At 68.8% G+C, this 14,036-nt stretch carries 10 protein-coding genes and 1 pseudogene; 4 read left to right on the forward strand and 7 right to left on the reverse strand.

Annotation, left to right across the window (positions count from 1 at the left end; genetic code table 11):
* The first annotated feature begins 14 nt into the window (after nt 1-14).
* From TMO_RS16030 to TMO_RS16040, 3 genes are all read left to right on the forward strand, one after another.
* Nucleotides 15-1,238: a TAXI family TRAP transporter solute-binding subunit gene (locus TMO_RS16030; protein ID WP_228382238.1), complete on the forward strand. Its 1,224-nt coding sequence runs from the start codon at nt 15-17 to the stop codon at nt 1,236-1,238.
* Between the two features lie 120 nt (nt 1,239-1,358).
* Nucleotides 1,359-2,765 (forward strand): leucyl aminopeptidase family protein, encoded by a 1,407-nt coding sequence (locus tag TMO_RS16035; protein WP_014746697.1) that lies wholly within the window; start codon nt 1,359-1,361, stop codon nt 2,763-2,765.
* 132 nt (nt 2,766-2,897) lie between these two features.
* Nucleotides 2,898-4,154: a lipase family protein gene (locus tag TMO_RS16040; RefSeq protein ID WP_014746698.1), complete on the forward strand. Its 1,257-nt coding sequence runs from the start codon at nt 2,898-2,900 to the stop codon at nt 4,152-4,154.
* Here TMO_RS16040 and TMO_RS16045 read toward each other — a convergent pair.
* The 7 genes and pseudogenes from TMO_RS16045 to TMO_RS16075 form a co-directional block, all read right to left on the reverse strand.
* On the reverse strand, nt 4,129-5,367 hold the full coding sequence (locus TMO_RS16045; RefSeq protein WP_014746699.1) for a bifunctional transcriptional activator/DNA repair enzyme AdaA: 1,239 nt from the start codon (nt 5,365-5,367) through the stop codon (nt 4,129-4,131). The genes TMO_RS16040 and TMO_RS16045 overlap by 26 nt on opposite strands.
* A 117-nt stretch (nt 5,368-5,484) precedes the next feature.
* Complete coding sequence (locus TMO_RS16050; RefSeq protein WP_014746700.1) at nt 5,485-7,122, reverse strand: ABC transporter ATP-binding protein; 1,638 nt, start codon at nt 7,120-7,122, stop codon at nt 5,485-5,487.
* A pseudogene (locus TMO_RS16055) lies at nt 7,119-8,172 on the reverse strand (ABC transporter permease). The gene TMO_RS16050 and the pseudogene TMO_RS16055 overlap by 4 nt, the downstream one beginning before the upstream one ends.
* Before the next feature lie 3 nt (nt 8,173-8,175).
* Nucleotides 8,176-9,261: a microcin C ABC transporter permease YejB gene (locus TMO_RS16060; protein WP_014746702.1), complete on the reverse strand. Its 1,086-nt coding sequence runs from the start codon at nt 9,259-9,261 to the stop codon at nt 8,176-8,178.
* 18 nt (nt 9,262-9,279) lie between these two features.
* A complete protein-coding gene (locus TMO_RS16065) occupies nt 9,280-11,145 on the reverse strand; it encodes an extracellular solute-binding protein (RefSeq protein WP_145978156.1) in 1,866 nt (621 codons plus the stop codon).
* Between the two features lie 61 nt (nt 11,146-11,206).
* Entirely contained in the window at nt 11,207-12,001 is a 795-nt protein-coding gene (locus tag TMO_RS16070; protein ID WP_041605039.1) for an inositol monophosphatase family protein, read from the reverse strand.
* A gap of 165 nt (nt 12,002-12,166) precedes the next feature.
* Nucleotides 12,167-12,784 (reverse strand): c-type cytochrome, encoded by a 618-nt coding sequence (locus tag TMO_RS16075; RefSeq protein ID WP_014746705.1) that lies wholly within the window; start codon nt 12,782-12,784, stop codon nt 12,167-12,169.
* Between the two features lie 446 nt (nt 12,785-13,230).
* Here TMO_RS16075 and TMO_RS16080 point away from each other — a divergent pair, with 446 nt between their 5' ends.
* Nucleotides 13,231-13,965, forward strand: coding sequence for a 3-deoxy-manno-octulosonate cytidylyltransferase (locus TMO_RS16080; protein WP_014746706.1), 735 nt, complete (start codon nt 13,231-13,233; stop codon nt 13,963-13,965).
* Nucleotides 13,966-14,036 lie beyond the last annotated feature (71 nt).

Here is a 14,036-nt window from a genome sequence, read left to right on the forward strand (position 1 = left end):
CCGCCCCGGACTTCATGCAGATTATCTACCTGGGGTTGATGAGACTGGTGGCGCTGCGACGATGGGCCGCTGCAACCGTCGTCGCCGGCCTGCTCTCGGCATCGGGTCAGGCCGCCGCCCAGGAAGAGGCGATGCGCTTCTTCCGCATCGGCACGGGATCGACCGGCGGGACCTATTTCCCGATCGGCGGCATCATCGCCAATGCGGTCAGCAACCCGCCCGGTTCCCGCCCCTGCGAGGATGGCGGCGCCTGCGGCATTCCGAACCTGGTCGCCGTGGCGGTCACCACCCGCGGGTCGGTCGACAATCTCAACCTGCTGAACGACGGCCAGGTCGACAGCGGCCTCTCCCAGGCCGATATCGCGGTTCTGGCCGAGGCCGGTCGCGGCGCCGAAATCGGCGCGCCCTCGATGCCGGATCTGCGCGCCATCGCGAGCCTCTACCCTGAGAGCCTGCATGTGGTGGCAAGGGTCGGCGCCGGCATCACCGATCTCAAGGATCTGGTCGGCAAGCGGGTATCGCTCGACCGCACCGGATCCGGCACCCTGGTCGACGCCCGGCTGGTGCTGGCTGCAGCGGGCATTCCGCTCGACAGGATCAAGGTCGAGAACCTCGATCCCGAGGTGGCCGTCGACCATCTGCGCGACGGCTCGCTCGACGCGATGTTCTTCATGAGCGGCTATCCCGCGGTCTCGATCGGGGCCGCGATCCGCGACGGGGTCGCGAACCTGGTGCCGCTGGCGCCCGAACTGCGCGGCGCCCTGGTCGAAAAACACCCCTTTTTCGTGGAAGACGTCATCCCCCGCGATGCCTATGATCTGGCAGCCCCGGTGGGTACGGTCAGCGTCCGCGCACTCTGGGTGGTGCGCGAGGGGCTGGATGCCGAACTGGTCTATGGCCTGACCCGGGCGCTCTGGAGCACGCCCACCCGCGGCCTGCTGGATGCCGGCCATGCCAAGGGGCGGCTGATCCGGCCCGAGACCGCGACGCTCGGCGTCGGCATCCCGCTTCATCCGGGGGCGGAGCGTTTCTATGCCGAATGGCGGGCGGCCCGCGACAAGGCGGCCGCCGAAGGCAAGCCGGCCGATGCCGATGCGGCACCGGATGCCCCATCCGGCAGCCCGCCCGAAGCGGCACCGCTGGATGATCTGGGCAGCGAGCCCGCGGCCACGCCCGAGGCACCGGCGACACCGGATGCACCGATGCCCGAACCCAAGCCCGGCACCCCCGCCAGCTGAGCCGCATCATCTGACGGTACCGGATGATGATCCCCCGGGCTTGACGGCGGCGCCCCGGGCGCTGACCTTGTCGATTGGCGCGATTTTCCGCATCCATCGATCGAGGAGCCCCGCACGTCCATGGCCGAGATCCCGAGCCTGTCGCGTGACCGCGACGCCGCCGCCCTGCCGCTGACCCTGGTGACCGAGCGCGATTTCGCCGCCTGGCGCGATGCTGCCGAGCCCCGGATCGCGGCCTGGCTTTCGGCGCAGGGCTTCAAGCCGCGGCCGGGTGCCCATGCGCTGCTGCCCGATGCCGAGGGCGGCATCGCCGGCGCCGTGATGGTGACCGCAGCGGAACCGGGCCCCTGGGCCATCGGCGATCTGGCGCAGAAGCTGCCCGAGGGTCGCTGGCGGCTGGATCCGGAACCGACCGATCCCCGGCTCGTCACGAACCTCGCCATGGGCTGGGCGCTGGGCGCCTATCGGTTCGACCGCTATCTGGGCCGCACCGAGGACCGTCGGGCCCCGGCCACCCTGGTGGTGCCGGCCGCGGCCGATCAGGTGCGGCTGGCCGCCCTGGTCCAGGCGATTTCCCATGGCCGCGACCTGATCAACACGCCCGCCGAGGATATGGGCCCGCACGAGCTGGCGCTCGCAGCCCGGCGGATCGCCGAGAATGCCGGCGGCCGCTATGACGAGATCGTCGGCGACAATCTGGTCCAGCGGAATTTCCCGGCGATCCATGCGGTCGGCCGGGCCAGCACCCGGCCGCCAAGGCTGATCGATTTCAGCTGGGGCGACGAAAGCCACCCCAAGGTCACCCTGGTCGGCAAGGGGGTCTGCTTCGACAGTGGCGGGCTCGACATCAAGCCGGCCTCGGCCATGCGGCTGATGAAGAAGGATATGGGCGGCGCCGCCCATGTGCTGGCGCTGGCGCGGATGATCATCGACACCAACCTGCCGGTGCGGCTGAGAGTGCTGATCCCGACGGTGGACAACGTCATCGCCGGCGATGCCTTCCGCCCCGGCGACGTGCTCAAGACCCGCGCCGGCATCTCGGTCGAGGTGGGCGACACCGATGCCGAGGGGCGGCTGATCCTGGCCGACGCCCTGGCCGAGGCAGCGCGGGACATGCCCGAACTGCTGATCGACGTCGCCACCCTGACCGGCGCCGCCCGGGTGGCGGTCGGCACCGAAATCGCCGCCTTCTTCGCCGAAGACGACGCTCTGGCCGCGGCCCTGGAAAGTGCTGCCCGTGCCGAAGACGATCCGGTCTGGCGCCTGCCGCTGCATCGCGCCTATCGCCACATGCTCGACAGCAAGATCGCCGATATCTGCAATGTCAGCGGCGGCGGTTTCGCCGGGGCGACCACGGCCGCCCTGTTCCTCGACGCCTTTGCGGGCGAGGCGCGCAAGGGCTGGCTGCATCTGGACCTGATGGCCTGGAACACGCGCAATCGCCCGGGCCGGCCAGAAGGTGGCGAAATCATGGGCGTGCGGGCGCTCTACCGGATGATCGCCGACCGCTGGGCGCCTTCGGCCTGACATCCGGAGCGCGGGCCTGATCGGCAATCAACAACCGCAAAGCGGAATTTGCCCAATCTTCGCAAGGCGCCCTGCGTCGGTTCTGGCAGACTTTGATCTGCAAGAAGAACCAGCGCAGGGAGACGCCCCCCGATGTCACGTACAGCCCTTACCCGGCGCGGCCTCGCCGCACCGCTTGCGGCACTCGCCGCCCTGGCGGCCATCGCCGCCACGCCGGTCACCGCCGCCGAGATGCCCCGCCCGAATGCCGCCCAGGGCGACGGCGGGGTCTCGGCCTTTTACGACTGGACCGGCAGCATCCCGGATCAGGCCGGCCTGCTGCTCCGGACCGAACCCCTGCCCGCAAAGCTGGGCCTGCCCGGGGCCGGGCAGCAGATGCGCATCCTCTACACCTCGACCGACGGAGTGTCGGGCACCGGACCGGTGGTGGTCTCAGGGGCGCTGTTCGTGCCCAAGGGCCGGCCGCCGGCCGGCGGCTGGCCGCTGCTCGCCTGGGCGCATGGCACGGTCGGCGTGGCCGATACCTGCGCACCCTCGTGGACCGGGCGGTCCAAGCGCGATGTCGACTATCTGGGCCGCTGGCTGCGCGAAGGCTTCGCGATCGTCGCCACCGATTATCAGGGCCTGGGCGTCGCCGGCCCGCACCCCTATCTCGCCACCCGGCCCGAAGCCTACAGCACGCTCGATTCGGTCCGCGCCGTGCAGTCAGGCCAGAAAGAGCTGGGCGTCGCCCTTGCCGACCGGGTGGTGCTGATCGGCCAGTCCCAGGGCGGCGGCGCCGCCTTTGCGACCGCCGCCTTCGCACCGGACTATGCCCCCGATATCGACATCCGCGGCACGGTCTCGACCGGCATTCCCTATCTGACACCGCAGCTGATGACCGCGGTCGCCAAGGCCAATCCCGACAAGGTCGACCCGACCATCGCCTATCTGCTCTATATCGGCCTGCTGGCCGAACAGGCCCCGACCAAAGCCGATGTCAGCCAGATGTTCACGCCCAAGGCGATGCCGGTGCTGAACCAGGCCCGCACCGGCTGCGTGATGCCGATCTTCAAGGCAGTCACCGATGCCGGCCTCACCCGCGGCAACGCCATGCCCCCCAAGGCCATCGAGGTGATCACCGGGCTTGCGCCGTCGCTCGCCTATCCGACGGTCAAGCTGACCCATCCGCTGTTCGTCGGCACCGGCGCCGAAGATCATGACGTGCCGCCAGCGATGCAGAAGGCGGTGGTCGATGCCGCCTGCGCCGCGGGCACGGTGGTCCAGGCTCATGTCTATCCGGGCCTCGACCATTCAGGGGCCGTCAACGGCTCGCTCAAGGACAGCGTGCCCTTCGTGCGCCAGGTGATGGCGGGCAAGCCGGTCAGCTCGACCTGCGGCGCATCCTGACCGGGGCTTCCGCCACCTCCTCCCGCGGCTCGGTCGCCGCCCGTGCCGCCGCATCCGCGGTGGCACGGTCCGGGTGGATCTCGGCATGCTCTGCCTCGAGCAGGGCCCGCTTCACCCGCTCTCCCCAGCGATAGCCGGCGAAACCGCCCTGTTCGGGCAGCACCCGATGGCAGGGGACCAGCAGGGAGATCTTGTTGGTGGCGCAGGCCCGCCCGACAGCCCGGGCTGCGCCGGGGTTGCCCAGCGCCCGGGCGAGTGCCCCATAGGTGGTGACGGTGCCGGCCGGCAGCCGGCGCAACGCCTCCCAGACCCTGAGGGTGAAGGCGCCCGCCCGCAGATCCAGCGGCAGGCTGTGATCATCCAGCCGGGCGGCATCGCGGGTCAGCCCGTCCAGCACGACCTCGGCGGCGCGGCCGATCAGCGGATGGTCGGCCGCGGCCTCCACCCGCAGGGCGGCGGGAAAATCGACCGCAAGCCCCCTGAGCAGGGCCGCATCGTCGGGATCGATCGCGATCATCGCGATCCCGCGTTCGGTCGCCGCGATCAGCAGCCGGCCATGCGGGCAGTCGAAGATCCGCCACGACACCACCTCGCCGGCGCCGCCGGCCGCAAAGCGCCCGGGCGCCATGCCCAGCCCCGCCGCACCGCCGTCATAGACCCGGGCGGGGCCGCCGAAGCCGGCGGTATAGACCGCCTCGGTGACGCTTTCCCCCGCCTTCAGGGCCGCGCGGAACCGGCGGCGCTTCAGCCCGCGCAGCATCTCGGCCGGCGCCACCCCCAGCACCCGGCCGAAGGCGCGCGCCAGCCGCCGGGTCTCCACCCCCAGCAGGCTGGCAAGTTCCGTCGCCCCCGGGACCTCTTCGCGCCGGTCGATGGCGCCCATGGCGGAGAGGACCAGCTTCTGTTCAGGCCCCAGCGCCTGTGCCTCTGGCGCACAGCGCTTGCAGGCGCGGAAACCGGCCGCCTCGGCGGCATGGGCGTCGGGATAGAAGCGGACATTCTCGCGATTGGGCAGCCGGGCAGGGCAGCCCGGCCGGCAGTAGATGCCGGTGGTGATCACGCCCAGCCGGAAGGCATCAGCAAAGCGGCGGTCCCGGTCGGCGACGATGCGCCAGAGCCGGTCGTCGCCGACCTGATCGCCGGCAAGCGCCAGCACGTCGGCCGGCGCCGCAAGGTCGACGGGTACAGAACGTTCGATGGGATCAGAGGCCATGGGTCGGGTTTCCTCCCGGCAGATCAAGGGGATCGATTGCCCCCATCCTGCACCCATGGCCCCCGCCGCACCATCCGCGACCGGACAGGGATGTCACGCGCCCAAGCCCGCTCGCGCTCAGGACAGGCCGTCGGGAAAAGCCGCACGGATCAGCGCCCGGGTATAATCGGTCTCGGGCGAGGCCATCACCGAGGCCGCCTCACCCTGCTCCATCACCCGGCCCTGGCGCAGCACGATCAGCTTGTGGGCCAGCGCCCGCACCACCGCCAGATCATGGGAAATCAGCACATAGGCCAGCTGCCGCCGCCGTTGCAGCCCGCGCAGCAGCTCGACGATCTGGGCCTGGATCGAGACGTCGAGCGCCGAGGTCGGCTCGTCGAGCACGATCAGCTCGGGCTCCAGGATCAGCGCCCGGGCAATGGCGATGCGCTGGCGCTGCCCGCCCGAGAATTCATGGGGGAAGCGATCCTGCATCGCCGCATCCAGCCCCACTTCGGCCAGTGCCGCACCGATCCGGTCCCGCCGCGCCGCCCGGTCGGCGATGGGCGCATGCACATCCAGCCCTTCGGCCACGATGTCGCCCACGGTCATGCGTGGGCTCAACGCACCGAACGGGTCCTGGAACACGATCTGGAAGCGGTTGCGCAACGGCCGGAGGCGCTTCTGATCCAGCTTCGCGAGGTCGGTGCCGGCAAAATCGACCACCCCTTCGGCGGTGGTCAGCCGGACGAGAGCGGCGGCGACGGAACTCTTGCCCGAGCCGCTCTCCCCCACCAGCCCCAGGGTCTCGCCGGGGCGGAGGGTGAAATTCACCCCCACCGCCGCCTCGACATGAGACACCACCCGGCGCAGCAACCCGCCCTTCACCGGATAGCGCACCGCCAGATCCCGCACGGTCAGCAGCGGAGCCGCCCCGGCCGGGACCGGATCGGGCAGGCCACGCGGGCGCGAGGCGATCAGCATGCGGGTATAGTCGTTGCGCGGCGCGCGGAAGATCTCGTCGGCAGAGCCCGTCTCCATCATCTCGCCGCGGCGCATCACCACCACCCGGTCGGCGGTGCGGCGGACGATGGCGAGGTCGTGGGTGATCAGGATCAGCGCCATGCCGCGCTCGCGCCGGATGCGGGCGAGCAGGCCCAGGATCTCTTCCTGGACGGTGACGTCCAGCGCCGTGGTCGGCTCGTCGGCGATCAGGATCTCGGGCTCGTTGGCCAGTGCCATGGCGATCATCGCCCGCTGGCGCTGACCACCCGACAGCTCGTGCGGAAAGGACCGCCGGATGCGGGCGGTGGAGCCTTCGGCATCGACCAGCGCCACCTCACGCAACAGCGCGTCGATCCGGGCCGCGGCCGCAGCCCCCTCGAGGCCGCGATGCAGGGCAAGCGTCTCGGCGATCTGCCGCTCCACCCGGTGCAACGGGTTGAGCGCAGTCATCGGCTCCTGAAAGATCATCGCGATGCGGTTGCCGCGCACCTGGCGCAGGGACCGCTCGGATGCGCCGACGAGTTCCTCCTCGCCCAGACGGGCGCTGCCGCCTACGGCGACATCGGCGCTGCGCGGCAGCAGCCCCAGAATGCCCAGCGCCGTCACCGATTTGCCGGAGCCGCTTTCGCCCACGATCGCCAGCGTCTCGCCAGCCCCCACCGTGAACGACACCCCCGCCACCGCCCTGGTCTCGCCGGTTTCGTGCCGGAAGGTGACCGACAGATCGCGGACGGACAGAACGGAAGGACTTGCCTGACGGGCGCCGCTCACGAGAACACCTTGCGCGGGTCGAAGGCGTCGCGGATCGCTTCGCCGATGAAGATCAGCAGCGACAACATCACCGCCAGCGTCACGAAGCCCGAAATGCCGAGCCAGGGGGCCTGAAGATTGTTCTTGCCCTGATTGAGCAGCTCACCCAGCGAGGGAGAGCCCGCCGGCAGACCCAGCCCCAGGAAGTCGAGCGAGGTCAGCGCGGTGATCCCGCCCGACAGGATGAAGGGCAGGAAGGTGAGGGTCGAGACCATGGCATTGGGCAGAATATGGCGGCGCATGATGCCGATATCCCCCACCCCCATCGGCCCGGGCGGCGCGGACATAGTCGAAATTGCGGGTGCGCAGGAATTCCGCCCGCACCAGCCCGACCAGCCCCGTCCACGAGAACAGGGTGAGCAGGCCCAGCAGCAGCCAGACCGTGGGTTCGAACAGCGCCGAGAGGATCAGCAGCACGTAGAGCTGCGGCAGCCCGGCCCAGATCTCGATCAGCCGCTGGAAGATCAGATCGGTGATGCCGCCGAAATAACCCTGGATCGCGCCCGCGATCACCCCGATCACCGAGCTTGCGATGGTGAGCCCCAGCCCGAAGAGCACCGAGAGCCTGAAGCCGTAGATCAGCCGGGCAAGCACGTCACGCCCCTGATCATCGGTCCCCAGCCAGTTCTCGGCCGAGGGGGGCGCCGGCGCCGGCCGGTCGAGGTTGAAGTTGATCGTGTCGTAGGAGAAGCGGATCGGCGGCCAGATCGCCCAGCCCTCGGCGTCGATCGTCTCCCGCGTGATCTGGTCGCGATAATTGGCCGGGGTCGGCAGGAAGCCGCCGAATTCGGTGTCGGGATAGTCGAACAGCACCGGGGCATAGAGACGCCCCTGATACGAGACCAGGATCGGCCGGTCATTGGCGACGAATTCGGCCCCGAGCGAGACCACGAACAGCACCAGAAAGATCCAGAACGACCAGAAACCCCGGCGATTGCGGCGGAAATTGCGCAGCCGCCGGCGGTTCAGCGGCCCGAGCGGTCGAAAGCCGAGGCGTGCGACGATGCCCATGGCTCAGCCTCCCCTGGCTTCGAAATCGATCCGCGGATCGATCGCCACATACATCAGGTCGCCGATCAGGTTCAGCAGCAGCCCGATCAGGGTGAAGATGAACAGCGAGGCGAAGACCACCGGATAGTCGCGGTTGAGCACCGCCTCGTAGGACAGCAGCCCCAGCCCGTCGAGCGAGAAGATCACCTCGATCAGCAGCGAGCCGGTGAACAGCAGCCCGACGATGGTGGCGGGCAGGCCGGCGACCACGATCAGCATGGCGTTGCGGAAGACATGGCCATAGAGCACGCGGTTCTCGCTCAACCCCTTGGCCCGGGCGGTGATCACGTATTGTTTGCCGATCTCGTCCAGGAAGGAATTCTTGGTGAGCAGGGTCAGCGTCGCGAAGCCGCCGATCACCAGCGAGGCCACCGGCAGCGCCAGATGCCAGAAATAGTCGAGGATCTGCTGCCACCAGGGCAATTCGGCCCAGTTGTCCGAGACGAGCCCGCGCAGCGGGAACCACGACACCACCGAGCCGCCGGCGAAGATCACCACCAGCAGGATGGCGAACAGAAAGCCCGGCACGGCATACCCCACGATCACCAGACCGCTGGTCCAGACATCGAAGGGCGTGCCGTCGCGCACCGCCTTGGCGATGCCGAGCGGAATGGAGACCAGATAGATGATCAGCGTGCTCCACAGCCCGAGCGAGGCCGAGACCGGCAGCTTGTCGAGGATCAGGTCCACCACCGGCGCATTGCGGAAGAAACTGTCGCCGAAATCGAAGGCCAGATAGCTGCCCATCATGTCGACGAAGCGTTCGACCGGTGGCTTGTCGAAGCCGTAAAGGGTGCGGATTTCCTCGACCAGCCCGTCCGGCAGGCCGCGGGCGCCGCGATAATCGCTGCCCGACATGGAGGGGGCGGCGACCTCTCGGCCCCCTCCGGAAAACCCCGAGGTGGCGTCGGCCTGGGCCCCGCTCAGCGTCGCCAGCATCTGTTCGACCGGTCCGCCGGGGGCGAACTGGACGACGGCGAAGTTGATCACCATGATGCCGAACAATGTGAGCGGAATAAGGGCCAGGCGGCGCAGGACGTAAGCGAACATCCGGAACCGGGCCCCCTGTCAGCGCAGGCCGTAGCGGGCGGCGAGCGCGTCGTCGACCCACCAGGTGTAAAGATCGATGCCGTAATCGGGCAGCACCGGCGGGCGCCCGAACTTGTTCCAGTGCACGATTCTGAAGGCCGGCAGGTGGAATTCAGGGATGACGTAGTCGCCCCAAAGCAGCACCCGGTCCAGCGCTTTCACGGCCGTCACCAGGCTCTGCCGGTCCTCGGCATCGATCACCTTCTGGATCAGCGCATCGACCACGGAGTTCCTGATCCCGGCATAATTGCGGCTGCCCGGCCGGTCGGCAGCCTCGCTGCCCCAGAATTCGCGCTGCTCGTTGCCGGGAGATTGAGACTGCGGCCAGATTTCGGTGATGATGTCGAAATCGAAGGTCTGCAGCCGGTTCTCGTACTGCGCCGCATCCACCTGACGAACCGTCGCCTCAATGCCCAGCCGGCCCAGACTGCGGGTGATCGGCATCACGATGCGTTCCTCGGCGGCATCCTGGATCAGGAATTCCATCCGCACCGGCGCATCGGCATCGGGGGCGAACAGCTTGCCGTTCTTCACCTCGTAGCCGGCCTTGGCCAGGATGTCATAGGCGGTCTTCAGCCCCTCGCGATTGGCGCCGCTGCCATCGGTCTTGGGCACGGTATAGGGCTTCGTGAACAGATCCGCCGGCAGCTGGTCGCGATAGGGCTCCAGCAGCGCCAGCTCCGCCCCTTCTGGGATGCCCGAGGACGCCATGTTCGAGTTCTCGAAATAGCTGTCGGTGCGGGTATAGGCGCCGTAGAACAGGGTCTTATTCGACCATTCGAAGTCGAACACGTACTGCATCGCCCGGCGCATCGCCGGGTCCTGGAAGATCGGGCGGCGGGTGTTCATCACCAGCCCCTGCATGCCGGTCGACAGCCGGTGCGGGATGGTGTCGAGCTTCAGCTTGCCGCTTTCGACCTCGGGCATGTTGTAGGCGGTGGCCCAGCGCCGGGCGCTGTTCTCGACCCGAAGATCGTACTGGCCGGCCTTGAACGCCTCAACCGAGACCTCGTCGTCGCGGTAATAGTCGGTGACGATGCGGTCGAAATTGTACCGGCCGACATTCACCGGCAGATCCTTGGCCCAATAGTCCTTCACCCGCTCCATCACCAGCGTACGGCCGGGCTCGGCGCGGGCCACCTTGTAGGGCCCGCTGCCGGGGATCGGCTCCAGCGTACCCGCCCCCAGATCATGGGCATCGAGCCAGGCCTTGGGCAGCACCGGCAGCTGACCCAGGATCAGCGCCAGTTCACGGTTCTTCGTGTTGGCGAAGCGGAAGCGGACGGTGTGGTCGTCCAGCACGTCCACGCCCGCCACCTCGGCATAATAGATCCGATAGGTCGGGTGGCCCTTCTCACGCAGCTGATCGAAGGTCGCCGCCACATCGGCGGCGGTGATCGGCGTCCCGTCGTGGAAACGCGCCTCGGGACGGATGGTGAAGGTCACCGAGGAATTGTCCGGCGCCTTGTCGATGGTCCTGGCGATCAGCCCGTATTCCGAAAACGGCTCGTCCAGGCTCTGCACGGTCAGCGTGTCGAAGGCAAGGCTGACCGGTGCGGAGATGCCCCGCAGCGCAAAAGGATTGAGACTGTCGAAAGTGCCCCGGGCGGCGCTTCTCAGCGTGCCGCCCTTGGGTGCTTCGGGATAGGCATAGGCGAAATGATCGAAATCGCCGGGGTATTTCAGATCCCCATACATCGATATGCCATGCGACGGCTCCGCCAGAGCCTGGCCCGAAAGAACCGGCGTGAAGGCGGCGATGCTTCCGGCCAAGAGGCCGCCCAGCACCAGTACCACCCGGGCGGGGCGACGCCATCCGCGTCCCCGCATCCGTTGTTCGGCCATCACCTGTCGTCATCCCTCCGGTCGGTGACGCTATCCCTCCATCCGCGATGATAGGGCAAGTTCAGGCCAAGGCCAGCATTTCCAGTGCAATCCGGTGCGCAAGGGGGTCGCCGGCAGCCAGCACGCGCCCATCGCCATCCAGGCCGAGCGGCCCGCCCGACCAGTCGGTCACCACCCCGCCGGCGCCCTCGATCACCGGCACAAGTGCGCACCAGTCGTATGGCTTCAGATCCACTTCCGCAACGAGATCGATCAGACCGAGGGCGAGCAGGCCGTAATTGTAGCAATCACCACCCCAGAGCACGTCGGTGACCCGCCCGGCCAGGCGGTCGAAGCGGGCCCGGTCGTCGGGTCCGAACATTGTGGGCGATGTGGCGGCAAGCCGGGCCAGCGCCGGATCCGCGCAGGCGCGGGTGCGGATCGGCCGGCCGTCGAAACAGCTCTGTCCGCCGGTGATCCCCCACCAGCGCTCCCCCGTGCCGCCGGCATCGATCACCCCCAGCACGGGCTGGCCGCGAAAGCACAGCCCGACCAGAGAGCCGAAAGTGGGTCGGCCGGTGATGAACGAGCGGGTGCCGTCGATCGGATCCAGCACCCATTGCCAGTCCGCCGCCTCGCGCACCCGGCCATGCTCCTCGCCGAAGATGCCGTGCGCGGGCAGCTCCGCCTCGAGAATGCGGCGCATGGCGGCCTCCGCCTCGCGATCGGCCAGGGTCACCGGGCTCTGATCGGGCTTCACGTCGACCGGCACGGCGGTGCGGAAATAGCGCCGGGCCTCTGCCCGGGCGGCATCGGCCAGACGGAAGGCGACGGGCAGGAAAGAGGCGGCGTCTTCGGCAAGACGGGTCGGGGTCATGTGGCGCACAGGGCTCCGAGAGGATGGCTCCGAGAGAGCGGGGTCCGGAACGACGACGCCCGCCGGGTCCGCATGGGACCGGCGGGCGTCGCGAAAGATGACCGGGCCGGGCAGGGGATGCAACCCGGCGACGACATCGCCGGAAATCCGCAGCCTGGTCTGACCTCAGCCGGCGTTCTGCTGGGCGGCGGGCTGCTCGCCGGCCGGCTGTTCGGCAGCGGGCTGCTCACCACCTTCGGCCCCCCCCTCGGCGGGCGCCGCCGGGATCTCCTTGGGGGCATCCGACTGGCTGTTGAGATAGGCAATGACCGCGGCGCGATCCTCGACCTTCGACAGGCCGGCGAAGGACATCTTGGTGCCCGGCGCAAACGAGGCCGGCTTGGTAAGGAAGTGGTCGAGCTTCTCGAAGGTCCACTCGCCGCCGATGCCCTTCAGGGCGTCGGAATAGGCGAAGCCGTCGGCAGAGGCCACCGGGCGGCCGACCACGCTCCACAGCTCGGGGCCGACCTTGTTCGGGCCACCCTTCGAGTCGTCGTGGCAGGCGGTGCAGCGGGCGAAGACCTTGGCACCGGCCTTGGGGTCGGCACTGGCCAGCGCCACCTCGAACGGCACTTCCTTCGGCGCCTCGGCGGCGGCGTCGGTGGCGACGCCTTCGATCGCGTAGGCGTTCTTCTCCAGGTGTTCAGGCTCGTACACCATGTCGGAGATGACACCCACGACCATGGCGAACAATGCCGCCGTCAGGAACGCGGCCATCAGCTTGTTGAATTCGAAGCCTGACATGCCCAATCCTCTTCCACACGACGCCCGACGGCCCTTGACATGCATTCCGGACAGCAGGGCACGGGTCGACACGGATCCGGCCGTGCCGCAGGTTCTTGATGAGCGCCGCACTCTCCGGAGCGGTCCCGGCGGAGCCCGCGGCCGACGGATGACATGCCCGTCGGTCTGCGGATCCGGCCCGTCCCAGCGGAGGGAATTCCGTCAGGCGGCAGCCGCGCTTGCGGGAGCGTCCGGACACCTTCGGGAAGCGTTACGGCACGGGTTTATGGGTCACACCGCAGATGCGGTCATGACGGGCGAAGATTAGCCACTTCCCCCGCTTCTGTCCAATCCCTATAAGGGTTCCAGGGGCTCCGGTTCCATACGAGAGGTCGAGCCTGCGTCACATGGTCGCAACCTCCGGTCCGGAATATGGACGCCCGATTCTTCCATCGCCGAGGCAGAGAATGAACCCCCTGGTCGTGATCCCCACCCGTCTGGCTGCCACCCGCCTGCCGCGCAAGCCGCTGGCGGACATCAACGGCCGGCCGATGATCCTGCATTGCCTCGACCATGCCCTTGCCGCCGGCGTCGGCCCGGTGGTGGTGGCGGCGGGCGATCAGGAGATCGTGGACGTGGTGGAAGCGGCCGGCGGCACGGCGGTGCTGACCGATCCGGCCCTGCCGTCGGGGTCCGACCGCGTCCAGGCGGCGGCCGAGATTTTCGACCCCGACCGGCGCCATGACGTGATCATCAACTTCCAGGGCGACATGCCCGCACTGGACCCGGCCCTGCCGCGTGCGGCGCTGGAGGCGCTGGGCGATCAGGCCGATATCGCGACGCTCGTGGTCGAGACCTCGGATCCGGCGGTCCGCGCCAACCCCAATGCCGCCAAGGCGGTGCTGTCGATGGCGCCGGGCAGCCGGATCGGCCGGGCGCTCTATTTCACCCGCGCCAACGCCCCCTGGGGGGACGGGCCGGTTCACCATCATATCGGCTTCTATGCCTTCCGGCGCGGCGCGCTCGACCGCTTCGTCTCGCTGCCGCCCAGCCCGCTGGAGCTGCGTGAGCGGCTGGAACAGCTGCGCGCACTCGAAGCCGGGCTGCGCATCGATGCCGCCATCGTCGACACCGTGCCCTTCGAAGTGAATGCACCCGAGGATCTGGAGGTTGCCCGCCGGCTGCTGAAGCCTGCGAGCTGACACCCCGCCCCCCGTTCCTCAGCCAGGATGTGCATGCGGGGGCCATGGACAGATGCAGCGGGCCGGCGCAA

The sequence above is a fragment of the Tistrella mobilis KA081020-065 genome, assembly GCF_000264455.2.
Taxonomy (GTDB): Bacteria; Pseudomonadota; Alphaproteobacteria; order Tistrellales; family Tistrellaceae; genus Tistrella; species Tistrella mobilis.

Bases quoted from the DNA above. Each gene is read 5' to 3' on its own strand.
- TMO_RS16030 (WP_228382238.1), top strand. From the start codon at position 15: ATGCAGATTATCTACCTGGGGTTGATGAGACTGGTGGCGCTGCGACGA.
- TMO_RS16035 (WP_014746697.1), top strand. From the start codon at position 1,359: ATGGCCGAGATCCCGAGCCTGTCGCGTGACCGCGACGCCGCCGCCCTG.
- TMO_RS16040 (WP_014746698.1), top strand. From the start codon at position 2,898: ATGTCACGTACAGCCCTTACCCGGCGCGGCCTCGCCGCACCGCTTGCG.
- TMO_RS16045 (WP_014746699.1), bottom strand. From the start codon at position 5,367: ATGGCCTCTGATCCCATCGAACGTTCTGTACCCGTCGACCTTGCGGCG.
- TMO_RS16060 (WP_014746702.1), bottom strand. From the start codon at position 9,261: ATGTTCGCTTACGTCCTGCGCCGCCTGGCCCTTATTCCGCTCACATTG.
- TMO_RS16065 (WP_145978156.1), bottom strand. From the start codon at position 11,145: ATGGCCGAACAACGGATGCGGGGACGCGGATGGCGTCGCCCCGCCCGG.
- TMO_RS16070 (WP_041605039.1), bottom strand. From the start codon at position 12,001: ATGACCCCGACCCGTCTTGCCGAAGACGCCGCCTCTTTCCTGCCCGTC.
- TMO_RS16075 (WP_014746705.1), bottom strand. From the start codon at position 12,784: ATGTCAGGCTTCGAATTCAACAAGCTGATGGCCGCGTTCCTGACGGCG.
- TMO_RS16080 (WP_014746706.1), top strand. From the start codon at position 13,231: ATGAACCCCCTGGTCGTGATCCCCACCCGTCTGGCTGCCACCCGCCTG.